Source organism: Pedobacter roseus (genome assembly GCF_014395225.1).
GTDB lineage: Bacteria > Bacteroidota > Bacteroidia > Sphingobacteriales > Sphingobacteriaceae > Pedobacter > Pedobacter roseus.
In genome coordinates, this window is sequence record NZ_CP060723.1 from 2,536,560 (window position 1) to 2,560,013 (window position 23,454).

The 23,454-nt window shown below is 35.8% G+C and carries 25 protein-coding genes; 13 read left to right on the plus strand and 12 right to left on the minus strand.

What is annotated here, in order from left to right; translation table 11 throughout:
* The first annotated feature begins 260 nt into the window (after positions 1–260).
* The 4 genes from gyrA to H9L23_RS26590 all read left to right on the plus strand — a co-directional run bounded on the left by gyrA (position 261) and on the right by H9L23_RS26590 (position 5,211).
* A complete protein-coding gene (gene gyrA, locus H9L23_RS10540; protein WP_187594916.1) occupies positions 261–2,852 on the plus strand; it encodes a DNA gyrase subunit A in 2,592 nt (863 codons plus the stop codon).
* A gap of 26 nt (positions 2,853–2,878) precedes the next feature.
* Positions 2,879–3,967 (plus strand): tetratricopeptide repeat protein, encoded by a 1,089-nt coding sequence (locus H9L23_RS10545; RefSeq protein WP_187594917.1) that lies wholly within the window; start codon positions 2,879–2,881, stop codon positions 3,965–3,967.
* Between the two features lie 99 nt (positions 3,968–4,066).
* The gene (locus H9L23_RS26585) at positions 4,067–4,459 is read left to right on the plus strand and encodes a hypothetical protein (protein WP_246474909.1); all 393 of its coding nucleotides are present in this window, start codon (positions 4,067–4,069) and stop codon (positions 4,457–4,459) included.
* 65 nt (positions 4,460–4,524) lie between these two features.
* A complete protein-coding gene (locus H9L23_RS26590) occupies positions 4,525–5,211 on the plus strand; it encodes a tetratricopeptide repeat protein (RefSeq protein WP_394355257.1) in 687 nt (228 codons plus the stop codon).
* An 820-nt stretch (positions 5,212–6,031) separates the two neighbouring features.
* Here the strand turns inward: H9L23_RS26590 and H9L23_RS10555 are convergent.
* Genes H9L23_RS10555 through H9L23_RS10565 form a run of 3 tightly spaced genes read right to left on the minus strand, consistent with a single transcriptional unit; the run spans position 6,032 to position 8,516 of the window.
* Positions 6,032–6,538 (minus strand): ATP-binding protein, encoded by a 507-nt coding sequence (locus tag H9L23_RS10555; protein WP_187594918.1) that lies wholly within the window; start codon positions 6,536–6,538, stop codon positions 6,032–6,034.
* Positions 6,539–6,546: 8 nt separating this feature from the next.
* The gene (locus H9L23_RS10560) at positions 6,547–6,774 is read right to left on the minus strand and encodes a hypothetical protein (protein ID WP_187594919.1); all 228 of its coding nucleotides are present in this window, start codon (positions 6,772–6,774) and stop codon (positions 6,547–6,549) included.
* Entirely contained in the window at positions 6,774–8,516 is a 1,743-nt protein-coding gene (locus H9L23_RS10565; RefSeq protein ID WP_187594920.1) for an integrase catalytic domain-containing protein, read from the minus strand. The genes H9L23_RS10560 and H9L23_RS10565 overlap by 1 nt, the downstream gene beginning before the upstream one ends.
* Positions 8,517–8,944: 428 nt before the next feature.
* Here H9L23_RS10565 and H9L23_RS10570 point away from each other — a divergent pair, with 428 nt between their 5' ends.
* The 5 genes from H9L23_RS10570 to H9L23_RS10590 all read left to right on the plus strand — a co-directional run bounded on the left by H9L23_RS10570 (position 8,945) and on the right by H9L23_RS10590 (position 11,185).
* Complete coding sequence (locus tag H9L23_RS10570; RefSeq protein ID WP_187594921.1) at positions 8,945–9,307, plus strand: helix-turn-helix domain-containing protein; 363 nt, start codon at positions 8,945–8,947, stop codon at positions 9,305–9,307.
* A gap of 242 nt (positions 9,308–9,549) precedes the next feature.
* Positions 9,550–10,116 carry a recombinase family protein gene (locus tag H9L23_RS10575; RefSeq protein ID WP_187594922.1) on the plus strand — a complete coding sequence of 189 codons (567 nt, stop codon included), beginning with the start codon at positions 9,550–9,552 and terminating at the stop codon, positions 10,114–10,116.
* Positions 10,094–10,435: a hypothetical protein gene (locus tag H9L23_RS10580; RefSeq protein WP_187594923.1), complete on the plus strand. Its 342-nt coding sequence runs from the start codon at positions 10,094–10,096 to the stop codon at positions 10,433–10,435. The genes H9L23_RS10575 and H9L23_RS10580 overlap by 23 nt, the downstream gene beginning before the upstream one ends.
* A 220-nt stretch (positions 10,436–10,655) precedes the next feature.
* On the plus strand, positions 10,656–10,916 hold the full coding sequence (locus H9L23_RS10585) for a hypothetical protein (RefSeq protein ID WP_187594924.1): 261 nt from the start codon (positions 10,656–10,658) through the stop codon (positions 10,914–10,916).
* Positions 10,917–10,933: 17 nt separating this feature from the next.
* Positions 10,934–11,185, plus strand: a complete 252-nt coding sequence (locus H9L23_RS10590) for a HigA family addiction module antitoxin (RefSeq protein ID WP_187594925.1) — start codon at positions 10,934–10,936, stop codon at positions 11,183–11,185.
* A gap of 119 nt (positions 11,186–11,304) precedes the next feature.
* On the opposite strand, the gene H9L23_RS10595 is transcribed toward H9L23_RS10590, so the two are convergent.
* The 5 genes from H9L23_RS10595 to H9L23_RS10615 all read right to left on the minus strand — a co-directional run bounded on the left by H9L23_RS10595 (position 11,305) and on the right by H9L23_RS10615 (position 16,246).
* Complete coding sequence (locus H9L23_RS10595; RefSeq protein WP_187594926.1) at positions 11,305–12,084, minus strand: hypothetical protein; 780 nt, start codon at positions 12,082–12,084, stop codon at positions 11,305–11,307.
* An 18-nt stretch (positions 12,085–12,102) separates the two neighbouring features.
* Complete coding sequence (locus H9L23_RS10600) at positions 12,103–13,017, minus strand: hypothetical protein (RefSeq protein WP_187594927.1); 915 nt, start codon at positions 13,015–13,017, stop codon at positions 12,103–12,105.
* Positions 13,018–13,021: 4 nt separating this feature from the next.
* Entirely contained in the window at positions 13,022–14,245 is a 1,224-nt protein-coding gene (locus H9L23_RS10605) for a toll/interleukin-1 receptor domain-containing protein (protein ID WP_187594928.1), read from the minus strand.
* 125 nt (positions 14,246–14,370) lie between these two features.
* Entirely contained in the window at positions 14,371–14,883 is a 513-nt protein-coding gene (locus H9L23_RS10610; RefSeq protein WP_187594929.1) for a hypothetical protein, read from the minus strand.
* A 367-nt stretch (positions 14,884–15,250) separates the two neighbouring features.
* On the minus strand, positions 15,251–16,246 hold the full coding sequence (locus H9L23_RS10615; RefSeq protein WP_187594930.1) for a hypothetical protein: 996 nt from the start codon (positions 16,244–16,246) through the stop codon (positions 15,251–15,253).
* A gap of 176 nt (positions 16,247–16,422) precedes the next feature.
* Here H9L23_RS10615 and H9L23_RS10620 point away from each other — a divergent pair, with 176 nt between their 5' ends.
* Entirely contained in the window at positions 16,423–17,409 is a 987-nt protein-coding gene (locus H9L23_RS10620; RefSeq protein ID WP_187594931.1) for a hypothetical protein, read from the plus strand.
* Between the two features lie 369 nt (positions 17,410–17,778).
* On the opposite strand, the gene H9L23_RS10625 is transcribed toward H9L23_RS10620, so the two are convergent.
* Positions 17,779–18,177 (minus strand): hypothetical protein, encoded by a 399-nt coding sequence (locus H9L23_RS10625; RefSeq protein WP_187594932.1) that lies wholly within the window; start codon positions 18,175–18,177, stop codon positions 17,779–17,781.
* Positions 18,178–18,248: 71 nt separating this feature from the next.
* On the opposite strand from H9L23_RS10625, the gene H9L23_RS10630 reads away from it, so the two are divergent.
* A complete protein-coding gene (locus H9L23_RS10630; RefSeq protein ID WP_187594933.1) occupies positions 18,249–18,965 on the plus strand; it encodes a hypothetical protein in 717 nt (238 codons plus the stop codon).
* Between the two features lie 392 nt (positions 18,966–19,357).
* On the opposite strand, the gene H9L23_RS10635 is transcribed toward H9L23_RS10630, so the two are convergent.
* The 3 genes from H9L23_RS10635 to H9L23_RS10645 form a co-directional block, all read right to left on the minus strand.
* Positions 19,358–20,128 carry a hypothetical protein gene (locus tag H9L23_RS10635; RefSeq protein WP_187594934.1) on the minus strand — a complete coding sequence of 257 codons (771 nt, stop codon included), beginning with the start codon at positions 20,126–20,128 and terminating at the stop codon, positions 19,358–19,360.
* Positions 20,129–20,136: 8 nt separating this feature from the next.
* Positions 20,137–21,015: an SMODS domain-containing nucleotidyltransferase gene (locus H9L23_RS10640; RefSeq protein ID WP_187594935.1), complete on the minus strand. Its 879-nt coding sequence runs from the start codon at positions 21,013–21,015 to the stop codon at positions 20,137–20,139.
* A 229-nt stretch (positions 21,016–21,244) separates the two neighbouring features.
* Positions 21,245–21,559, minus strand: a complete 315-nt coding sequence (locus H9L23_RS10645) for a DUF3892 domain-containing protein (protein ID WP_187594936.1) — start codon at positions 21,557–21,559, stop codon at positions 21,245–21,247.
* Between the two features lie 696 nt (positions 21,560–22,255).
* Between H9L23_RS10645 and H9L23_RS10650 the strand changes: the two genes are divergently transcribed.
* Positions 22,256–22,813, plus strand: coding sequence for a Panacea domain-containing protein (locus tag H9L23_RS10650; protein ID WP_187594937.1), 558 nt, complete (start codon positions 22,256–22,258; stop codon positions 22,811–22,813).
* On the plus strand, positions 22,813–23,268 hold the full coding sequence (locus H9L23_RS10655) for a hypothetical protein (protein ID WP_187594938.1): 456 nt from the start codon (positions 22,813–22,815) through the stop codon (positions 23,266–23,268). The genes H9L23_RS10650 and H9L23_RS10655 overlap by 1 nt, the downstream gene beginning before the upstream one ends.
* Positions 23,269–23,454 lie beyond the last annotated feature (186 nt).

Here is a 23,454-nt window from a genome sequence, read left to right on the forward strand (position 1 = left end):
CATTAACACAGCACCCTACATTTCCAAAAAAATATCAACCCAATCTGACAAACATCGCGGTTTTCAAAAACCTAAACAGGTCTAAATCAAAAACTCTTAAACTAGCCTTCAATAACTTAAAATTACATCGGGAGTGAAAAACCTATAACAAAGGTCAAAAATTTTCCACAATGCCTTAATTCGGCATAATTTTGTTAAATTCGCAAGGTTATAGTAATACCCTTTTTTAATATCGTTTTAAGTAACGAGAATAATAATTTATGGCAGAAGATTTAGAAAATCAGCAGAACGACAAAATCATTCAAATTAACATAGAAGAGCAGATGAAATCGGCCTACATTGATTATTCAATGTCGGTAATCGTATCAAGGGCATTGCCTGATGTACGCGATGGATTGAAACCAGTACACCGCCGTGTGCTCTACGGCATGTTGGGATTAGGTGTAACCAGCGGAAAACCTTATAAAAAATCGGCCCGTATTGTGGGTGAGGTTTTAGGTAAGTATCACCCACACGGTGATGCATCCGTATATTTTACCATGGTTCGTATGGCTCAGGACTGGAGTTTACGTTATCCAATGGTAGATGGTCAGGGAAATTTTGGCCACATCGATGGTGATTCGCCGGCTGCAATGCGTTATACCGAGGCACGTTTTAGCAAACTTGCCGAAGAAATGGTTGCAGATATCAATAAAGATACGGTAGATTTTCAATTAAACTTTGATGATACAGAGCAGGAACCAACGGTTTTACCTGCAAAAATACCTAACCTTTTAGTTAATGGTTCTTCTGGTATTGCAGTAGGTATGGCCACCAATATGGCGCCGCATAATTTAACTGAAGCAATTGACGGTGTTATAAACTATATCGACAATAGAGATATTACGATAGAGGAATTAATGAAGTTTGTAAAAGCTCCGGATTTCCCTACAGGTGGTATTATCTATGGTTATACAGGTGTAAAAGAAGCATTTGAAACTGGCCGTGGACGTATTGTAATGCGTGCAAAAGCAGAGATCGAAAACATTAAAGACCGTGAAGTAATTATTGTTACTGAAATTCCGTACCAGGTTAACAAAGCCCAGATGATTGAGCGTACTGCTGAATTGGTGGGTGAGAAAAAACTGGAAGGCATTTCGAACATCAAAGATGAATCGAACAAAGATGGTATCCGTATCGTTTACGAAATCAAACGTGACGCTAATGCCTCTATCGTTTTAAACAACCTATATAAGTATACTGCACTGCAAACCTCTTTCAGTGTAAATAATATTGCATTGGTAAAAGGCCGTCCGCAAATGTTGAATCTTAAAGATTTGATTGTACATTTTGTGGATCACCGTCATGATGTAATTGTTCGCCGTACCAAATACGAATTAGCTGAGGCTGAAAAACGAGCACACATTTTAGAAGGTTATTTAATTGCTTTAGATCATTTAGATGAGGTAATCAAATTGATCCGTGCATCTGAAACACCAGAGGAAGCCCGTTTAGGCTTAATGGAGAAATTCGGATTAAGCGATCTTCAGGCACGTGCTATACTGGATATGACCTTACGTCGTTTAACAGGACTAGAGCGTGATAAAATTAAAGAAGAATATGCTGAATTAATGAAAACCATCGAGTACTTGAAATCTATTTTAGCAGATGAAGGTTTGCGTATGCAGATTATCAAGGATGAACTGGAAGAGGTGAAGCAGAAATTTGGCGATGAACGTAGAACTACAATCGTTCACTCAGCTGAAGATATGAGTATGGAAGATTTTATCGACGATGAAGAAGTTGTGATCACCATTTCTCACGAAGGTTATGTAAAACGCACCCCGGCAAGCGAATTTAAAGCACAGGGCAGGGGTGGAAAAGGTTCTAAAGGCAGTACCTCAAGAAATGAAGATTTTATTGAGCACATGCTGGTAGCCACCAACCACAATTACATGTTGTTCTTTACCGAAGCAGGAAGGTGTTTCTGGCTTAGGGTGTATGAAATTCCGGAAGGTTCGAGAACCAGTAAAGGAAGAGCGATCCAGAACATCATCAATATTCCGAAAGAGGAAAAAATTAAAGCCTACATTAAGGTTAAAAACCTGAAAGACCAGGAGTACCTAGAGAACAATTTCATCATTATGTGTACTAAAAAAGGTACCATTAAGAAAACTTCTCTTGAAGCCTATTCACGTCCACGTGTAAATGGTATCAACGCCATCAACATTAATGATGGTGATGTATTACTGGAAGCCTGTTTAACTAACGGACAAAGCGAAATTGTAATGGCATTGCGTTCTGGTAGGGCAATTCGTTTCAACGAAAGTACGGTTCGTCCTATGGGTAGAACAGCTACTGGTGTACGCGGTGTTAGGCTTGCTCACGATCAGGATGAAGTTGTTGGCATGATTGCTGTAAACAATCCTGAAGTTACGGTGTTAGTAGTATCAGAAAAAGGTTACGGAAAACGTACCGACATTGAAGATTACCGTGTAACCAACCGTGGTGGTAAAGGGGTAAAAACAATTAACGTTACTGAAAAAACCGGACAATTAGTATCAATTAAGGATGTTACCGATAGCGAAGATCTGATGATCATTAACCGTTCAGGTATTGTAATCAGAATTCCGGTATCAGCACTAAGGGTAATGGGTCGTGCCACACAAGGGGTTCGCTTAATATCGTTAAAAGGTGATGACGAAATTGCATCGGTTACCAAAATTGATCACGAAGAGGACGAAGAAGAAACAGTAGATTTAACAGATGTTGTAGTTACAGACGGTGAAGAAATAGAAGCCGATACTACTCCGGAGGCTGATGATACTGAAGAAGAAGGCGAATCAGATAACGAAACGGAAGAAGAAAATTAACTAAAATTAAGATTAGAATAAAAATTATGAAAAGAGTATTTCTAAGTATATTTCTAGCAGGTGCGGTAAGCGCTGCTTTTGCTCAGAAAAGTGAAATAACCGCGGCAAAAAACGACTGGGGTTTGTTCCAGCTAACTTCTTCAAGTGCAACAACACCGTTGGCAAAAAAACTTGAAGCGTTGGCAAAAGGCTTGGCCCATACCGATAAAGCTATTGCTGATGAGAAATCTAAAGTAATGCCGGAAGCATGGTCGTACCGCGCTTTATTTGCTTCTTCTGCAGCGATTTTAGATTCTACCAGCACTACAAATGCTGATGCAAACCTTAAGATTGCTCAAGAAGCTATTGTTGAGGCTAAAAAACTGGATACCAAAGGCACTGAAAAAGACAACATCAATTCTGCTGAAACCAATGTAATCAATGCAGTTAGAAACGGTGGCGTAATTGCTTACAACAAAAAAGATTACAAAACGGCTTACGAAAAATTTGTTGCCGCAACCGTAATTAATCCACAGGACACCGCGATGTATTTAAACGCAGGTATTGCAGCAAGAAACATTGAGGATTATCCAGGTATGATTACCCAGTTTAAAAAAGTAATTTCTTTAAACTCACCACAGTCTAAAGATTTATATTCTGAAATCATTAACGCTGCTTTAAGCAAACAAAAAGATACTACTGCTGCATTAGCAGTGATCAAAGAAGCTTCTGCTAAATTCCCTGAAAATACAGACTGGATTAAAACTGAAACCCAGATTTATATTGATAGGGGTGATGCTGCAAAATCGGAGCAAATGTTGACCGCTTTGGCAGCAAAAGAACCAAATAATCCCAATTATCAGGTATTATTGGGAAATATTTATTTCAGCCAGGCTTTAAAATTACAGGCTGACAGAAATAAGATTGATGCTAAAAAAGTGAAAGAATTTAACGAAGTAACCGGTAAAATGAATGCCTTATTAGATAAATCGCTTCCTTTTTACAAAAAAGCCCTTGAGGTTGATGCTAAAAACCAAGGCGCTTTAGAAACCTTAAAAACCATTTACGGTTTCAGAAACGACACTAAAAATTACGAAGATATCAAGAAACGTTTAGACGCATTGCCTAAACAATAATTTATTGATCCGAGTTAAAAAAAGAGCCCTGAAATTTCGGGGCTCTTTTTTTTATGTTTATTTTTATGGTTCATTACGGTTTTATCACATCAATACATTATGCAGAATTGCTTTAAAATATCTTTAGCCGCCTTAATTTTCGTCTCTTTCAATGCTGTAGCCCAAAAAAGTCAGATATTGATTGCCAGAAATTCAGTTGGCAAACTTCAGGCTTCTATAGCCAACAAAGAGGATGAGAAAAAGCAGTTAAGTATTATTACTGAAGGCCTGAAATCAATAGAATCTGCAGAAAAAGATACTAAAACCAAAAACTGGACCGAAACTTGGTCTATAAAATCTTATCTGACGTCATTTGCATCATTGATTGATACTGACCCCAACAATGCGAATAAATTTTATGATAGCGCAGTAGAAGCGGTTGCGAAAGCAAAATCATTAGACCGCTACAACGATAATGGGGGCTTATTAAGGCGTCTGACCACAACATCCTGATCAAAAAGCAGGATAAAGGCAATGAAGCCTATTTTAACAATGAATTTAAAGAAGCATTCGCTGACCTGAAAGAAGTATCAGATAATTTTCCTGCCGATACCACTTTGGCACTAAATACCGCGATCTGTGCGTTAAACATTCAATCTTATGATGAATCTTTAACTTATTTTAAACGTGCAAAAGAAAATGGGATTAAAAACCCATCTGTTTTTCAGAAAATGGCGCAGATGTATGTGGTGAAATCAGATAACGAAACCGCCATCAAAACTTTAGAAGATGGATTAGTTTTAAATCCATTTAACCGTTTTTTAACGAACGATTATATAAACTTGTTGCTTGACACAGAAAATTACAGTAAAGCACAGGGATTGATTGAAAATAATTTAAAAGTAGAAAAAGGAAATAAACTGCTATATTTTCTTTACGGTTACCTGCAACAGGTTGGCGGAAATAATGCTACAGCAATTTTAGCTTATGATAAAGCTTTATCAACTGATCAGAATTATTTTGACGCCTTGTACCAATTGAGTTTAGCTTACATCAATACGGCGAACGAAACTTTGCGTAAAAGCGATGCAGATAAAACCGAAAAATATAAAGGTTTAATTAACCGCGCACAATTTGCTTTACAACGTGCCAACGAAATTAATCCGAACGATAAAAAAACTGTACAGTTGCTGATTGATATCTATAACAAAAAAGGCGCAACAAACAAGGTACAGGAACTTAACCGCAAACTTCAGGAATTATAATTTTACAGAGAATCAGACGGAGATAGGATGGTGTTAGAAAATTCAACTTAACATAATATTAATTATAAGACATTTTTAAAAACAAATATCTAAACGAATTGTAGTAATAAACATGATCTGTTTGAAACATTTAATGGAATGTTCATAAAACATTTGATGACAATTTTTGATATACTTGGTTAAACTCTCGTTTACCCGCAAAAGTAAGGCTTAATTTATTTGGGAAAATGCAGACTTCAATTATTTTGAAGTGTATTAAACAAAAAATAAACGCTTATGGCACAAAGCAGCATCAGCTTTAACGCAAGCCCCTGATAAGAAGAAATCAAAGGGCAAGTAAATCATTAGACAATTCCTTTGATTTAAGTATACATATCTTTGGGATTGTCATTATACCATTAGCTTGATAAATAGATGTTTCCGTTTCGTTAGCTATATTCCCTGATATAGATATACACATATCATCTTCATCTACCCTATAGTTCTATGCACTTGTAGTTCTGGCTTATATTCTGAAAGATCTAGCCCTCTGAGCGTGCATCTCAATTATAAGAGGGTTACTTGAAGTTTTGGAATTAGCCCGTTGTTTAAGGCTATTGTTTTTCTTACTAAAAAATAATTTAAATAGTTTTTTCATGGCAAATAAAAAAAGCCTCTATTGAGGCTGATTAATGTTTATTTTTGGAGACGTTTTTATGATTGGTTAGCTTTGCGTATAATTACCTAAATTAATTTATCAGCGCCCCTCCCCCCACTTTAATCGCTCCTATTGCACAGAGCATTAACCTTGCTTTAAAGATAAGTAAACTAAGGTATCAAGTTAGTTATTATCATTACCAAGTTCTCTTAATACCAGCAAACCAAAATTAAAGATTGCATCATATAATAAAGAAAGAGTCTCAAATTCTACCGATTTGCATAGAGATTGAACTAATCTTGAGTCTATGATCCCATAGTGCTTGCATAGTGCCAGTTTTTCATTATATGAAGGTAAACCAAGTTCGATCCAATTATTAATTCTACGATGAAATTCCGGTATACCTTTTAATTCATTTTTAACATTTTTCAGTACATCTCTCTCAAAATATGGAGGTCCTGTCAAAATATAGCCAGTACTTTGTAAAGTTGAGTCCCTTAGATCATGAATATAAAGTAATTCCCTTGGACTGAACTTTCCTGCCTCATCAAACACGATAAGGTTTTTACCCCTTGCGGAATTTAAAAAATAAGCTATGCTGTCTATAATATGATACAAGCTTTTGCCAGAATGTTTATTCCTAAATCCAATTGTGCTAAGTAGTTCCTGATAGAATACTTTAGGAGTCATATGACTTTTCAAGGGATTACATAGACATTATTATTGGTTTCTGCATAATCTTGAATAGCCTTAGTTTTTCCATAACCGGAATCACCAATAATGGCGGTCATTCTACTATAAGCCTGCGCCTCTCGGCAAGCGTAGGTAATTGTCTCAAAGTTCTCTGTTCGAATTGTTACAGGCTGTTCGAATTTTTTGATTTTTTCTAAATCAAAATGATTGACATTGAATTCGTATTCGTCCATTATTTTTTGACTCTAAACATTGTTTTAAAGACTATCTTGTCTTTAGATCCTTTCAGAATATGTTTCTTTTCCGAATTATGTATTTCCTCTTTTGAATCTTTGGTATATAACAAGGCTTCAAGTGGTAAAGCTCTACTTGATTTCCTCGACTTTTTTTTACAATTACTGAAACTTTTTTGCATTAGTTCCCTCTTCATATCATACCGATTTTTTGAAAATATTCTCCATTTAATTTTTTGGTCTTCAGTTTGATCCGTATATGCCATGGGTAATTGTTCATTTACTTTTAGTTCGAGCATGTAATTTTGTGTCACTTCATCTTTGTACAAATACACTGAGTCCATTTTATTTGGATTATATCGGATAACTATTGTCGTTTCAAGGTATCTTTCAAAAATTGCTAAATCTTTATTTGGAAAGCAGTAGTCAAAATAAAATCCTTTTGCCTGTAATCTGAAGCCAGTTTTTTTAATGTACTTTTCCTTTTCTACGAACGCAATATATGGATACAAATATTGGGGAACTGGGATCGATTTAGATGCTTTGCCTTCCCAAAATAATTCGTTGGGATGAGCATTATTATATAGGTAAGACGAATTGTATTCTTTTATCTTGGATTCTATTAAAAATTCAAGATCAGGCCGTGTCATAATGTTTGCTTTATTGCGATATTTTTCCTTTAAATCTGAATTCGGCTTACCATCCTTATTTTTACTGGTTATGCCATCTCCTAGAAAGCCAGGAACGTCCTTCAAAAATTGGCTAGAAAAAACACCAAACCAACTTTCAACATGGCCCTTGTCACTGGGGTTTAACTTTGAATGCCTTCTACAGTATACACCTAATCGTTTCAACTTCGAGAAGAATGTTATTCCAGGTCTACTATTAAGTGCAGGGAGGTTATCTGTTAAAATTTCAGCGGGTAGAAAGCCGGTATTTTTTACTGAGTCTATAATAATAGTTTTATAAGCTAGGAAATTCTCCGACTTTGCCATGAAATGAGATACTATTCTTCTTGAATAGATATCGATCGCAACTATTAGATTTAGAAAACCTATTTCATTATTGTGATCTTTATAGAGAATATTTAGCCTGGTTCCATCCAATTGATATTGAGCCCCAGGGCTGGACACAGAAGCTCTCCCTGGGTGATAAATGGCTGCATTAATAGATTCCCTTCCATTCCTTCTGAAATAGAGTTTTGAAAAGCCATCACCATCCTTTATTGTATCTATAACTTTATGTATTGAAATGGCTTTATCCCCTCTAAGAATCCTTGCTGTATTCACGAAACGGCTAATTTGACGATAGGAATATCTTACACCATTCTGATAAAGCTCTTTTATCATTTTCTCATCTTCGCTTGTCAGCAATTTTTCAGCGTAAGTATTACCATGATTTTCATGGAAAAATATTTTTGCTCCGGAATTGATATATTTACAATATTTATTGTTGAACGATTTAAACGAATATGTAACAAATGATGGAAGTTCATCAAGATCTGAACTAATCAAAAAATTGTAATAGAGATAGAATTTTTCTTTTGGAGTTATCTCTTTTAAACCTGACAGAAACTCGAATATTGAAACTGAATTTGTATATGCTTCTATACTTATCATTTTCTTTGGACATGTATTAGTCCATAACTCTGCAACTCTTTTAAAGGCTTCTTTCTTCCCAACAAATATTTCCATTGCTTTGTAGAGGTACGATAGATTATCGTAACGAGTTTTATTTTCCATTTTTTTTGCAAAATAAAAAGATAAAAGTTGAGACGTACCCGGAACATGAAGTGTTGTGGCGTCAAGAAGTAAAGAATCAATATTTATCCAATATTTCGAGGCTATGTGCATCGTACAATTTTTCGACACATTATCTAAAATCCAACTCTGAACCCAGGAAGCCGGAAGCCGAAAAAAAGTACCAAGTAGTTCCGGTCTGATGAATACCTTATTACAGAAACAAATCATCGGTAGGTATTTGAGACGGTCTCGCCCCGCTAATTTATTGTCATTCATAATATATTTGATTATTTTAACATTCAAATAGTAAAATGATTTATTAATATTTTCAATAAGGGTAAAGAAGATATTAAAAATACCAGCAAACACCTGCAAATCAATGATTTGTGTTTTGCATTAATTTAAAAAATGTTATTTGAATTTGCATTATGAAATTTCAAGAAAATAGTAGCACATTCTTTGGGGAGAGACTGAAGAAATTTCGAATCGATAAAAAATTTAGCCAACGACAATTGGCCGATAAGAGCAAAATCACTGTTTCTCAAATCTCACGCTATGAAAATGGGCTTTCCAAACCAAACGGTTTTGTTTTACAAAGATTGAGTATTGCCTTGGAGATCAGGTATGAAGAGCTTATAGATTCCAAATTTAACGATGAAATAAATCTAGAAGATTTTGATATTTCTATACAAAAGGCACGCAAATTACCAAAATCAAGTCTTTTAATTATTAAGGAAGTTATAGATAAGTTTATTGAATCTGACAATATTCATTCTGCCTTATTGAAATAATCAATAAGAACTATAAAAATTAAGGATCTGGTATTTAAAGATTTCGGAACTTATATATCATTCGACTGATTGACTTGCTAAATAAAAAACACTCAGTATGGTAAATAAAACGTTCGTTTTATTTACTCCATCTCCAATCTTGAGGTAACCGCTATAAATGCCTATCAGAGGAGTAAATAAAGTCGGTAAAATATTCAAAGTTAATTAATAGTATGTGTAGTTGAGTTTATTTACTTTTATGTATGTTAATAGGATATGCAAGGGTGTCGACAAATGATCAGACACTAAATCTTCAGGAAGACGCGCTAAAATCAGCTGGCTGTGCGAAGATTTTTAGCGATAAAATTAGCGGATCTACTTCTGACAGACCTGGTCTTTCAAAAGTAAGGGAACACTTGAGAAAGGGAGATACTCTTGTAATATGGCGACTTGATAGATTGGGCAGGTCAATCAAGAATCTGATAGACTGGGTTGGTTATCTTGACCAGCAAGGAGTCTCACTTAAATCTCTTACTGAATCGATAGATACCTCTTCCCCATCCGGCAAGCTTATATTTCACATATTTAGTTCGCTAGCGGAATTCGAAAAAAATCTTATAAGAGAACGGACGAATGCAGGACTTAGTGCTGCCCGTGCACGTGGAAGAATTGGTGGAAGACCTGAAGTTTTAAATGGTGACAAGAAAAAACTAGCATTGAAATTATATCATTCAAAAGAGCATACGATAAAGGAAATATGTTCTATGATGGAAATATCTAAGCCCACACTCTACAATTATGTAAAAAATGAAAGCAAAAAACATGAGTGATAATATCATTAAACAATTAGCTGATCATCCACATCAGGATCCTCTTGGCTTTGAACAAATTTTGATCATTGAAGATTATAAGAGAATTTTTAACAATCTACTTGCTGCCTACGGACGTCTCATGTATATAAAGCAATTTTATCCAAAATCTTACTCGCGACAATTAATCGATACCGATTACTGCATCTCCAGACGAGAAGAAATTTTAATTGCAAGAGACAATTCTTATCACAGTAGTCTGACAGTAATGCGCGAGATTTCTAAATTGCATAAAATAGAGCTTGGATGGGTTGAGGAATTAGAAAAAGTTGTAAGCTAAATTAAGAAAGTACTGGTCTATCTATTTTTAAATAAGCTTTTGTATATTTGGCACGAAAATATTTGAGTAATTCTCTAATTCTCGTTTTAGAAAACTGGTAATTTTTAAGGACACGAGAGATGGGATGAATGCTCACGCAAATAAGCGTGGGCTTCACCTGTTCGTGTCCGGGTATACCAGTACCTCTAAAACGACTTGTGGAGTACCACGTTTAGTTTTTATGGCAAAATCATTAAAAGATAAAGATATTTTTTCTTTAGAAAATACTTTACAAACCGCTAAAAGTTTCGTTTTAAACAACCCTAAAGTTGTCCAATTTGATAATAGTATTATCATAAAGCTTAAAAATATAGTTACAGATTTTCCTGATCATGGTCTCTCCTCTACCAAATTATTGAATGCGATTGTACTAAAATGGCTTGAGGAGCACAGAGATGAGCTAATGAAGAACCATATATTAAATTCAGCTAAGAGGTATTAATAACTAATATATTCAGAGTGAAAAGACATAACGGACCGCATATTAATCCTGGTGAACTATTGAGGGATGAAGTTATACAAGAACGGGGCCTGACAATCGAAGAAGGAGCAATTTTGTTGGGAATTTCTACAGATGAGCTCAACAAAATTTATTGTGGTGAAAATCTCATTACGAAACAAATTGCAATTAAGATTTCTCAGGTGTTCGGAGGAAATTCTGAATTGTGGATTAGAATACAAAATTCTTTTTTAAATGGAGCAACAACTTAGAGAACTATAAATTCTGTAATTATTGTTTATTATCTTGCAATAATAAGTTTACTCCATTAGATTTTCAAAACAACTTTAATCAAAGCTAGTAAGGTCAAATAGGTTTAAAGGCTTATAGCCTAAATTGAAGATTGCTTAGTCCCGCTAAAATAATTTGCATGCTTATCGGGAATGCCAAGGGCCTTTAGGTATGCACGGGCAGTGCCATGACTCAATCTTGGAATTAGTATTTCATTTGTTGGTTTTAACGAAAAGTCCGGGAAAAAACTGAAACCCGAATCCCGCTCCAATTCTATTGCATAGACCAATCCGCCAATAATAAAGATTGCAACTTTTAATTTTTGCTTAAAATTAACCTTGGGGTTGGGAATTATGTCGATGGCTGCCCCGTTTGGCCGATCGATACGGGTAATGCTAAGCTGGAAATCCTTATCATTAGCAAGCTCATTATTAAAAAGCATTGAGCGCAATTGTGGTTCAATTTGACTGACATCTACCTCTTTAAAAAATCCGTTTGTAGAAATATGGGCCCTCCAAAGCAAGCTGAGCACAAACAGTTTGAACTTTTTGTAGTCAATATTCTGTACGTTCATTACGGTTAGATCCTTCCGTTCCCTGGTTTCTGTTATACTTACAGAATTAGTGGTATGGGGGTTATAAAAAACTAAAGCGGCATAACGTTCTAACGAACCTAAAATAACATTATCACAACATTCGCAAAGAATATACTTATCATAAAAGCCAGTCTGAAAAAATTGATGACCGTCGTTTTTCAAATATTGTAACACCGTTCTGTTGGTCTCATCAAAAACACCTTGATACAAAAACTGCGGATAAATATGTGATTTACCAATGAGCGGCTTTTCCTCCAGACACAATTTGCAGATTCCATTTTTCATAACCAGATTCCTTTAATTTTACCTCCTGATAAATGGGTCAAGTCTCAATTTTATCGAGCAATAATGGCATACCGACATAGCCACCCAAGCTAATGACTGGTATTTCCTATCTTCAAAGTTGTTTCTTTTCTGATCACTATTGGTGTTTAAAAAATGTGCAAGCTTACCCCTTTCATCATAGAAAATGTTGATCATTTTTTTTATTGGCTCTTTGCCAATATCCGGATTTATAAACGTGTAGTTGTCAAACCAGTCCTTATGCTTTTTATGACGCAGCTTCTCTAAAGAACCTAGGACTTCGTTGATACCATTGGCGAGATAGGGAGCATCGAGAAAGGCTCTAATCATTATTTTTTTATTCGTGTTATCTGTACCAAAAATCCCTTCCAACATCATAAAGAAATGCAAAAAAGCCTGAATATAAGTGTGTTGGTTGTAATGATTTGTTCCAATCCTATAATAAGAAAAAGGCTCGGTCAAGTGTCCCAACATTCTTCGGTGGATGATTGTATTTTGAAACCAGCCCAGTGTAATCTTCCTGATGTTATCAGGATAGTCCCTATTTTTGTGGTAAGCATTTACTGCGATGCGTTCCTCATCGTTTTCAGCAATCCACTCTATGGAGGGATTTTCCCAATGGATTTTTTTCACTCCATGATCCAAAGAGGAAAAAGATTCAATATATTGAAGCATTGAAACCTGTTCAGTGTAAAAGTTTTCTTCAGGAAATTCTATTGTGGCTATTTCTCCTTCATCAAATGAAACTTTGGGTACGTATTCATTGTAATTAGGAAATATACATTCAACGGAAATGCGGTCAAACTTTTTATTCTCGCTAGGATAAAGCTTAAAAACATAACTATTGACCCGCCATTCAATTACGTCATCAATTAAAGTATCGCTCTCTACCTTGCATTCCAACAAAAGCACCATATCGTCATCCTTTAACTGAATTTAACATTGTTTTGATTACTTCGGCAAATTTACCATCCTTATCAAGCTCCAGCGCCTTTCTGTATAGAGAATTGCCCTCATTCATTCTACCATTCAACTTTAAGAAATTTGCATAATTCATGTGTGCCTCTAAATAATCCGGGTCGAATTCGATTGCTTTCTTGAAATGAAATTCCGCTTTTTCATGATCTTCTGTCTTTCCCACTATATCACGGTAATAATTCCCAAGATTGTTATGTGCCCTGGGTTCTTTTGGATCATAACTAAGAATTCGCTCGTACTGAAATTTTGCGCTTTTTAGGTCTTTAAAGTATTGGCTTCTCAGTACCGCAAGATTTAATCTGGCTATAGTCAATTTCGGCTCAACTTTAATAGCCTTTTCAAAACATTCCTGAGCCTTGGCAACATTATTAAAAACATCCTTATACAACATCCCGAGGTTGTTTAGGGCTTCATAGTTATCAGATTTCAGTTTTATAGCCTGTAAATAATTTAGTTTGGCCTGCTCGAACTTCCCTGCCATTGTGCAGGTAACGGCTTTGGAGGTGTGATAAAATGTATTTGGAGGAAATTTGGTGATATATTCATCCAAAAGAAGTTCCCGTTTTTCTACAGATTTGGTCTGCACTACAGCAATCAAATCCGTTAAATATTTTACATCTTCAATACCCATAGCTTTCAGCAGATGGCTGTAATTCGTTGGGCGCAGCTCCGAATATTTGACAATCAACATCGATGTAATGAAAGTGATAAAATTATCAATAGACTGCGAAGCCTCATTGATCAGCTTCAGATCAGCATAGACATCCAATGCATTTAAAGGATCGATTTTTATTAATTGTCCCTGAAGGTTTTTTTTTTCTTGCTCCCAGTATTTTATATAGGCAATCCTGTCTAAAGGCTTGAATATCGAAGTATCATCTATAATTACCGGTAAAATTTTCTTTTGTACATTCTTTTCTTTGAGCAGGTGAGTTACTTCATACATGCAATTCAATGACTGAAGATAATCCTTACTGATTAGCAGAATAGAATAATCAGTATCCCTGATAGATCGCATAAAAGACTTTAAATCGTCTTTATAAGAAATTTCATGATTATCCTTTTTCAACAATATCCCAATCTGTTTCAGATCATTATAAATTTCTTCAGCTTCGGCATGATTGGCCCAGCAATAAGATAAGAAAACGGTTGGTGTTTTTGACATATAAAATCTTGATCAATAAAAGTAATCAAATTCATTTTAGTAAAATTATTGGATTTCCCTACAATGAAAAAATATTAGAATTTTGCCTGGTAAATGAGGTAATAATCCTGAAAGTAAACCTTATCCTATTTGTTTAAATGATTTAAATATGGCAATACCCATTTAAAGAAGGTGATAGCGCCAGTAAGTATCGCTATAATCCATACTATGGTTTGAATAACTGTCTTCGTGTCCGGATGAGCAAGAAAATCTAAAACTTTTCTTCTTTTATTTTTCTTTTCGACCGGGGGAACTGGTAATAATATTTGCTCACTTTGTTTCCTTTTTAAGACTTGGTTTATTCCGGAAATTTTCCTCATTGTATCGTAGCGAACCGTGGATGGTGCATGATAATCTTTTGCATCTGCATAGTGTCGATAGCCGCCACCATTTACGACGTCGCGTCCAAATTCTGTGATCTTATAATAGTCTGAGTTTTCAACCTTTTTAATCAATCCCTCATTCAATAATTTTTCAATCACTAATCTAGCAGCACTATCCTTAATGTTATTTACAACATATTTATAATGAACCTTGGTTTGTTGATGATCCAGATAACTTAATGCGTTGTCAAAAAGTTGTGGTGAAAGGTTAGGCATAATTCAGTTGAGATTGTTAACTCTCAAAGATAATTATTTTGCCCTATTATAAATGTCTATCGAGAAACGTTCTCAATTTTAACTGTCAAATTAAAGGACTAGGTTCCCTGCAATGGATGTACCAATCGCCCAGCCGGTTTCCAATATTGCATGTATTCCATTTGTTGCTTTTGTTTTCATATTACTTGTTTCCATAATCGTGATCTCCTTTCTAGGTCTTGTTGATAAATATTTCATTACTATGAAAGTTAATACTAGCAGAGCGACTGGCCACAAAACATTGCAAGTTGCCACGCCTGACCCGAGGGCTATCTTAAATCTCCTAATGTCAAAGAATCGGCTACAAATATATAGCTAAAAGCCTACATTAAAAGGGAAGGCCATCATATTCTTCAGGCTCAGCCGGCACAGCTGAAATAGGCAAAGGTAAATTGTTCACGATGAACTGATTAATGATATCCTCCCTATCCATAAATAAAATCTGGCTGCGCTTAGATTTGTCTAGTGCATTTGCGAGCCAGTTTTTTGCTGCTTTTGTGATCTCTCCGCCAGCAATGATAAAGGCATGATCAACAAGCACATTCTTTCCAATTTCAGGATCAAAAATTTCATGAGCTAGCATCATCAGAACCTGATTGTGAATTTCTGCAATGTTGGCGTTACCTCCCTTAGTCATTCCTGAAGAATCAAGTTTACCTTTTTTAACTTGTACCCCAAAATATAACCAATGTTGCGTAGGCAGCATGAACTTCATCCAAATGTCTTTTCCATATTCTAGCGACTTATCCTTATGTCCAGCAATCGAAATTCTATAATACCCTAACTGCCTAAATAGTGGCACCAGGATTTCTTCGATAAGATCATCTTCAGAACAATTGTTCAAATAATTGACAAGTAATTCCCTTCTTTTTATCTCTAAACTTGTAAAAGGCCGATGTGGGTTAGCAGACGGTTTTAGGACTTTCTGTGAAGGAATGTGTTTTAAATAACACTTATTATCAGCAGCATAAAATGCTTCAAAATCCTCTCGGGACAATGCAGTGTTTAGCTCTTCTAGCGCATTGATTCTTTCTTTATCTTCATTAAAAGGATCGGCCTTTTCCATCAGCAACTGAATAACGCGACAAAAAATATCTGAAGGCATGTCAGCTGTTGTGCTTGGTTCCTGCAATATTTTCGAAAGTGTTTCAGATACCCAAATAGGCCTTGTCGAGCCATCATGGGCATAATCTGTATCAACATCTCCAAAGAATTCCGTCAAATAATAACTGCTACGATAGCGGAAATACGATATTTTATTGTCCTTAGGATCGCCACAAATCATTTTGGCAAGTTGGTTGAGAGTACGTGTCTTGAATTCCATGTTGAGGTTTTAGAGTGTTAACCTATGCAAAAATCGGCTATTTTATTGAAAAAATTATCATGGGAAAAATTAGCTTGGTCTTTTAATAATGCTGATTTATGTTATCTCTTAACTCATTGCACCTATGATTTGCAGTCTACCATCAGTAACGGATTTTGTAATGTTTATATTTGTTCATGAAGGAATGTTTATATACAGCGTTTTTTAAAGATAAACCAGAAGATGAAGCAACTATACAGGCATTCGCGGCAAGTTCTGGAATTCCAGTTGAACAAAACTTAAAGGCCATCAAAGACAGAACCGAATTTCTCTCCGAAATCATCGAATATAGGTTCGGAATTTTCTTCTCAAAGCTATTTAATGAACTCAAGCACGAGCCTCGAGCTTTTCCGGATTCTCCCTACACTCCTGATTGGTCTATGTTAAGTGCGAATGAAAAAATAATTGCAGAGGTATTTAGACTTAACCCTAGCCGCAAAGATGCACTAGATTTAGATTATTCGGACAAACTTGCTGGGGTATTACATGAAATAACCAAAGATTATCTGTTAAAACTTGAATATCAGCATGAACAGCTAACTGGGATATCGCATGATCTAGCCGCTATAAAAAGCAACATAGAAAACTGGCTTATCACAAATCCAGAGTTGGGTACTTCTTTTGAATTTAATAACGAAATCAACTTCACTGTTAGAGGTAAAAACTCAGGTTTAACCAAAGTGAATATCATCAGTCCATACCGTAAAATAAATTTTGACTATAGAAGACTTACAGGCGAAAAAAGCAATCTTTTTTCCAAACTAAAATATGCTACTGAGTTAACCAAAAATAATATTCCTTATATTGTCTGTATGCATCTAACCTTTGAAAGCTGGTTTGATACTAAAGACGTTTACAAACAGCTTTATGGATCGGCGGGTATTTTACACGACGACGAACCTTTTGAAGAGTTTTATCCAGGAGCGGTCTTTCACGATATTTCTTCTGGACTATATTATTCCAACAAGCTGATTAAAGATTGCGTTAGCGGCATTTTAGTCTCTTATCAAGGTAATTTTAGCTATTTCCCAAATTACAGTCATAACAACAGGCTTAGTCCTGAGTCAAAAACATTGCTTAACGAATTTTTATACAAAGAACTTACCGAGCAGCAAGAAATTTAAGTAGGATTTCTAATGATTAAAATCATTATCCTAACGACGAGTTCCGAAGACATTTTAAAGGGTTACAAGTATTAAAAGTATGAGCAGAAAAATGAGATTGTTAGCTCAATACCATTGCAGAAAGCTTCTTAAGACGCTTAAGGCAGAAATCGTATACCATAGAAAGTTACAAGCTAGTGCCGCAAGCAAAACTTTAAATATTATGTTATATCGAAGTACGGTATAACAGTAAAAGAAAGCATTAAGTATTTGTTTACCATTCATTATAAACATATTTGGCGAGATCACCAGGTGTTGCATTCGTTTCCATTTAACGAGAATTGTTTCGGTGTTGCTAAATTGATTTTTTTTATCAAATGTATCCTTTAACTAAATCGACAGCAATTGCGCATTGATCCCGGTTTCTAAGGTGATCAGCTCAGCAAGTTGTTTTTCTAGACTGCTGGTCATCGATTTGAGCAGCGAACGAGACGGTTTTGTTTCCAATATTTTTGTTAATAGCTCATCGCTTAGATTTTTTTCGTAACTATCCGTCATGAGTATGATGTAGCGATCGATAGTCGTCCCTGGGAATAATTCACTAGAACCCATACCATATTCTTTAGAAAGTTTTGTTAGGTCGTTCCGAACTTTAACCGAGGTCGTCTGCGTTGCTCTAAATTGAATGGTGAAGTGCTCGATTTCTTCTTTAGGCTTATCCAGAAATGTTTTTTGGTAGGTAAACCAGGCGATTAGGAGACCTAAGATACCGATGGTGATTTCAATCATGGAGGCATTAGTTTTCGTTCTTTATCAAAGATTTAATTTATATTCAACTTTTCAAAGATAATTTTATCTCGATGAGTAACGCAATATACAAATCAAAGCTCATTGACTCAAGAAATGAAGACCTTTTTCAAACAGTCGATTCACAGTTTAACATCTCGTTTGAACCTTCGAATAACAGAGAACATTCTGTTTACACGATTGGAAATCGAATGACTTTTTATATCCCTGCGGGTGAATTTTGCATTGATAGTTTTACTCATGAGCTTCTGCACGGCTACATTGATGCCTGCGGTGTAAATCTTACAGGCAGTTTAAGAAATTCTGTTTCTGGAAGTATTTCACTGGTTAAGTTATTCGATACGGAATTGGCTGAGCACATTGCAAACTGTATAGCCCACACCTTGATGTTGCCGATATTTTTAAACCGCGGATTTGACCGTTCAAAATTTCTGTTTGACTATAATTACTATAAGGCAGAATCTGGGATTGGGGAGAAGATTAAACGCCATTTTAAAATAGCTCCAACTGTTTATAATATTTTAGCTGTTCGCACTTTTATCGGAAAGTATTTTGCTTTTAAATGCGATCCAAATCCTGCGTTTGATTATAGCGTACAAATTAGAGAATTGCAACAAATCGACCAAGCGCTTTATAATATTCTTGAAAATTATATTTCTAAATGGGCGAATTATGATTTTAGCGATGATGAGTATTCGGAATTCCGGTTAAATCACCTGGACTTTGCTGATGAGATGGAAATATGGATGAGTGATAAAAGCTTTGCATAATTTTACTCAGATGTTTACCAAATTCTACACTGAATTCAGTACTCTATTCAATACAAGGGAACAAGCCTATATGTTCTGGATCATGGTGGCAATTGTCTGGCTGCTTTCTTATAAATGTATTAGGAAATCAGCGGGCAGTATGTTGTCTTTGTTGTTTAACAGGGCGTTCGTTTATATCTATGCCGTTGCATTGTAATGTGGATTTTGTTCGTAGCCTTTCCTATGATGTATCAGGCTGCGAAAATAAACAGCTTCCAAAAATTCGTAAAAGAAATGGTCAAGCCTTTAATCGCGTTCTCTATCATTTTTGAATAAATAATTAGTTCCATTTCATTGAGTTTATAAACCACCGTTGTTTTTGAAACATGGTAGCGAAATTATGCAGTTGCAGACTAATCAATTATATTGTATTCTGATTTTAACTCGTCCCAGTCAATTGCAAGCTGGCTCTGGAATAATTTAAAAATCGAACTGTCCATGGGTATGGATGCCCAGGAAAGGGTTGTTTCGTATTCGATCACATATCTCATTGCTTCAGGCTCCTTATTTTCAAACCCCGCGGTTTTTATACTTGTAAAAAAAGACTTAAAGTTATCTAATAAAGATTCTAATCTGGATATGAAAAGTGCTAACTTAATACCATCCTGTAAGAGTGTCAGCGGAAGAATCGCTTCAATTAGTGACCTTACAAGCCCTTTATCGCCGACAGCGGAAGAAAACATAAACACAATAATTACCACACCCGCTTTAAAGTAGGTTTTAAATTGCATTTCCTTTGCTATGCTAAAGGTGTGAAATATATTTTCAAAGCAGTTCACCGATAGTTTATAAAACCCAGCATTCAGTGTATCTTGACTAAAGTATCCTTCAACCTTTCTTCCTGCGAAATTCGTATCAAAAGAGTTGTCCAGGTATTGCAAAGTTCTGGTACGCTCCGCCCTCGAAAAAACATAGGTCGCCCGAAAGTCGAGGATAAGGTATAGAACAATCAACATCAGATTTATCGCTATGACAACTGAAATATAATCTAATGCCCAGGGATAATTTTTCGTAAATTCAATTTTCTCATTTACTGTTAGCAACAGTGTTATTAATGTTGATCCATACAGCACATACATTTTGTAATTGTTGATATCTGTTACTCGGTCATAGTTAGATTTCATAAACGCTATTATCTGCTAGGAAATTCATAATTAAAAAACATGTTCCACTTTTCAAAACATAAATCCAAATCACTGCTACGAGCTGTATAAGCAGCTTCTGCCCTTTTAAAATCCGCCCTAACTTTAGACAACGCTGTTTCCCGCTTGAGTGATGTACTTGTTCCTGTTATTCTGCCTGTTATGCCAAGTGGATCATTCACCGAAGGTATATCATAATCATTTAAGTATTTAAAAAATCTATACAAATCAATATCATAAACAATTGAGGTTTCTGATTCGGCATAACGAGTTACCCTAAGTTCCAGATAGAATGAGGTAAGTGGTACATCATTATAATATTTCCAAGCTTTGACGAGTTGTATCAAAGGCTTCAGTTTGCCGGAAAGCCTTTTATCATGATATGATACATACGCGTTATGAGCACTGGGGCTTGAATTCTTCCAGCCATTTTCGCCATTTGCAATCTGATATTGATTGAAATTGCCATATGCTGTTTTAACAACACCATTGCTATCACACGGGGTAATCTCCATTGTCTCGGAAGCGTAAGTTCCAAATGGAATTTTTACAGCAGGGGAACGGACAGCAATCCCTTCCGTTCTTGGAAAGGAATTCTGTAGTGTTTCTTTTATTATCGTTAACGAAGTCGCCGAATTTTCCTTTAAGTTCCTAGTTGGAATTACAGCAAAATAGTCTGTATCGCTGAAATGACGCACACCTGTTCCTGCCCCAAATGACCCAGTTTCAAACATCCTAGTACATTCGTGACTATTTTTTAAACATCGCTGCACGGAGTCTTTATGAGACGCCGCTTTGTCGTGTTCTGTTTTTAATGGGATTAACCATGAAATAAAAGTATCAAATCCTTGTTCTAATGTCTTGGCCATATGAAAATAAAATCTTTAATAAAGTTAAATTAGAAAGGTAAAACCCCAATACGGTAAGCCGTAAAACCCCCAAAAGAGTCGCCACATGCGAGATACTAATATTAATAATATAAACAGATAGGCAAAGCTTCAATAAACACCTTCCCTATCAACAGCAGGTAAAAGACACAAATTGGTTTCAAATGAATCCAGCGGATAACCCACTGGATTCATTAAAGAATACAAGTAATTACCGTAGCTCGTCTATTAACAATAAATTTCCTAGATTATCCTTTGTGGTTGAATCTTTATCCGTTCTAAGGTAGGTCGTCAGCCCTATTCTGACTGTTCCTATATCGGCGCCGTTATTCCACTGCCCTGTAGAATAATTAAATACTGCGGTTTTGAATTCGTGGCCATTCTCAAGATGGTTAATTACATCTGCTTTGGACAATATGACACCTTTGTTCATTCTTCCTTTACCATTAGGAGAATGGATCAAAATATGACTGATAAAAGCAGGATCACTGCTATGTCTAATTGCTGTTACGTAAAATAAACTCATAATATTAATTTATGTACTGGCCTATTTCATCCAGACCGGCAATTGTTATTTTATACCGGAGATTTATCAAAATATGTTCAATGGACTTTCCTATACGGATGTTGAACCAACCGAAATCCCGACAGAAACACACAAAAATTTTGTAATAAAAAAATCTATACTATCTTTGCGCTCGCAAATAAGTGACTGTCTTTTGAGGTGAATAGCCTCCGGCGTAGTTGGATTTAGTTACTACATTATTCCTTTTTAGTCCCAATGGGGACCGCTCTTTCGTGTTTATAAATTGGTGAACAAAGCAAATATCAACTAGAATGCCAGTTAAATTCTACTGACAAATTCATCACATCCGCCATCAAAAGCATGATTAATAATACAAATATCATGTCATTTTAGCATTATTAGGAGTACTCCCACTGCCAACTAGATATTCTTCGTCCAAAAAATATATCAAAATATTCCATTTTTGTTGCGCTAATCCATAGCAATGTACCGGAACAAATGGCATCCTATTATATAGAGTACATATCACCAAAAGACATTCAACAAAAATGAAAATATTGATAAAGAAGTTAACCGGACTAGAATTTAAGACCTGAATTATAACACATCGTTCTCCAATAAAAATGAATAAATTAGCAGCAAAGCAACAAGCTAAAAAAATTAGCATTTCTCAATTACTTTATTTAACTTTGTACCATGCAAGGATTTAACGTTGATAAAAACAAAACTTTGAATGCTGCGTTGTACGTCCTGAACAACCTGGGTGAAGCGGACTATCACAAGACTTTCAAAATCCTTTATTTCGCGGATCAGAACCACCTTAAAAGCTATGGCAGACCGATAACCGGTGATGCTTACCAGGCTATGAATTTTGGCCCTGTCCCCTCCTTTCTTTATGATATTTTCAAAGCAGCAGAAAAGGGATCGCACCCATTCCAGGAAGCTATGGATATGTCTGGCTTATTTGCTGTACGCAGAGATGCCAATGTGCCGATCGTGACCGCTAAGCAACCGGCGGATGTCGATGAGCTTTCCGATTCAGAGATCAAGCTGCTCAGTGCTTCAATCGAAGAGAACGAAGGTCTTAATTTTGAGCAGCTAGTGGACAAATCCCATGATGATGCATGGACTGAAGCTGCCAAAAAACCGGATATCGAAATGTCATACATAAATATCGCCAAAGCTGCAGGAACCAGCGATGATATGATTATCTACATCGAACTCAACGCAGAAAACGATCAAAATATTTTCTAATGTCATTGTCGGATTTTATACCTGATGGGCTAAAGGCTGGCTTTGCTGAACGAAATATCCAGGTCGGTTCGGTTATCAAGGTATATGTCACCGACACTGATCCTCCAAAAGAGAAACGGCTGATTTTAGTAGGTGCATCCTGGGATAAGCTACACTTCGCAACGGTATTCATCAATACGGCTATCAATCCCTATATTTTTACCACTCAAGAGCTTATCGATCTCAATTATGAAATAGCGGCAGAGGGTTGCGATTTCCTTGATTATGATTGTTTTGTGGACTGTTCGAAGCTTAAGAGTCGTACAGCGGAATGGCTTCAAGGTATTTTAAATAACGATCCTTCAAGGCTACTGGGTACAGTTTCAGAAAATGACATGAAAGAAATCAGGGATAGGATTAAATCTGCATCTACGATTAGTAAAAACGAAAAACGGAATTTTGGTCTGTCCCTTTAGATACCGCAATATATAAATCTCTTTATAGTTTAGCACGTCCAGAATTCACCTTCGGGAATAGCGTTGAGTAAAACCCTAACCTAACGAGCTAAATTTGTAATAAAAACAGATAAATTACAACGGTAAAAATCTCACTGGACAACACTAGTTGTAACCAATCCTCTCTAACAAAAAAAGAATAAGCAA

What these genes read in the sequence shown, in the direction of transcription:
- gyrA (WP_187594916.1), top strand. Translation starts at nt 261, where the DNA reads ATGGCAGAAGATTTAGAAAATCAGCAGAACGACAAAATCATTCAAATT.
- H9L23_RS10545 (WP_187594917.1), top strand. Translation starts at nt 2,879, where the DNA reads ATGAAAAGAGTATTTCTAAGTATATTTCTAGCAGGTGCGGTAAGCGCT.
- H9L23_RS26585 (WP_246474909.1), top strand. Translation starts at nt 4,067, where the DNA reads ATGCAGAATTGCTTTAAAATATCTTTAGCCGCCTTAATTTTCGTCTCT.
- H9L23_RS10555 (WP_187594918.1), bottom strand. Translation starts at nt 6,538, where the DNA reads ATGACTCCTAAAGTATTCTATCAGGAACTACTTAGCACAATTGGATTT.
- H9L23_RS10560 (WP_187594919.1), bottom strand. Translation starts at nt 6,774, where the DNA reads ATGGACGAATACGAATTCAATGTCAATCATTTTGATTTAGAAAAAATC.
- H9L23_RS10565 (WP_187594920.1), bottom strand. Translation starts at nt 8,516, where the DNA reads ATGGAAAATAAAACTCGTTACGATAATCTATCGTACCTCTACAAAGCA.
- H9L23_RS10570 (WP_187594921.1), top strand. Translation starts at nt 8,945, where the DNA reads ATGAAATTTCAAGAAAATAGTAGCACATTCTTTGGGGAGAGACTGAAG.
- H9L23_RS10575 (WP_187594922.1), top strand. Translation starts at nt 9,550, where the DNA reads ATGTTAATAGGATATGCAAGGGTGTCGACAAATGATCAGACACTAAAT.
- H9L23_RS10580 (WP_187594923.1), top strand. Translation starts at nt 10,094, where the DNA reads ATGAAAGCAAAAAACATGAGTGATAATATCATTAAACAATTAGCTGAT.
- H9L23_RS10585 (WP_187594924.1), top strand. Translation starts at nt 10,656, where the DNA reads ATGGCAAAATCATTAAAAGATAAAGATATTTTTTCTTTAGAAAATACT.
- H9L23_RS10595 (WP_187594926.1), bottom strand. Translation starts at nt 12,084, where the DNA reads ATGAAAAATGGAATCTGCAAATTGTGTCTGGAGGAAAAGCCGCTCATT.
- H9L23_RS10600 (WP_187594927.1), bottom strand. Translation starts at nt 13,017, where the DNA reads ATGGTGCTTTTGTTGGAATGCAAGGTAGAGAGCGATACTTTAATTGAT.
- H9L23_RS10605 (WP_187594928.1), bottom strand. Translation starts at nt 14,245, where the DNA reads ATGTCAAAAACACCAACCGTTTTCTTATCTTATTGCTGGGCCAATCAT.
- H9L23_RS10610 (WP_187594929.1), bottom strand. Translation starts at nt 14,883, where the DNA reads ATGCCTAACCTTTCACCACAACTTTTTGACAACGCATTAAGTTATCTG.
- H9L23_RS10615 (WP_187594930.1), bottom strand. Translation starts at nt 16,246, where the DNA reads ATGGAATTCAAGACACGTACTCTCAACCAACTTGCCAAAATGATTTGT.
- H9L23_RS10620 (WP_187594931.1), top strand. Translation starts at nt 16,423, where the DNA reads ATGAAGGAATGTTTATATACAGCGTTTTTTAAAGATAAACCAGAAGAT.
- H9L23_RS10625 (WP_187594932.1), bottom strand. Translation starts at nt 18,177, where the DNA reads ATGATTGAAATCACCATCGGTATCTTAGGTCTCCTAATCGCCTGGTTT.
- H9L23_RS10630 (WP_187594933.1), top strand. Translation starts at nt 18,249, where the DNA reads ATGAGTAACGCAATATACAAATCAAAGCTCATTGACTCAAGAAATGAA.
- H9L23_RS10635 (WP_187594934.1), bottom strand. Translation starts at nt 20,128, where the DNA reads ATGAAATCTAACTATGACCGAGTAACAGATATCAACAATTACAAAATG.
- H9L23_RS10640 (WP_187594935.1), bottom strand. Translation starts at nt 21,015, where the DNA reads ATGGCCAAGACATTAGAACAAGGATTTGATACTTTTATTTCATGGTTA.
- H9L23_RS10645 (WP_187594936.1), bottom strand. Translation starts at nt 21,559, where the DNA reads ATGAGTTTATTTTACGTAACAGCAATTAGACATAGCAGTGATCCTGCT.
- H9L23_RS10650 (WP_187594937.1), top strand. Translation starts at nt 22,256, where the DNA reads ATGCAAGGATTTAACGTTGATAAAAACAAAACTTTGAATGCTGCGTTG.
- H9L23_RS10655 (WP_187594938.1), top strand. Translation starts at nt 22,813, where the DNA reads ATGTCATTGTCGGATTTTATACCTGATGGGCTAAAGGCTGGCTTTGCT.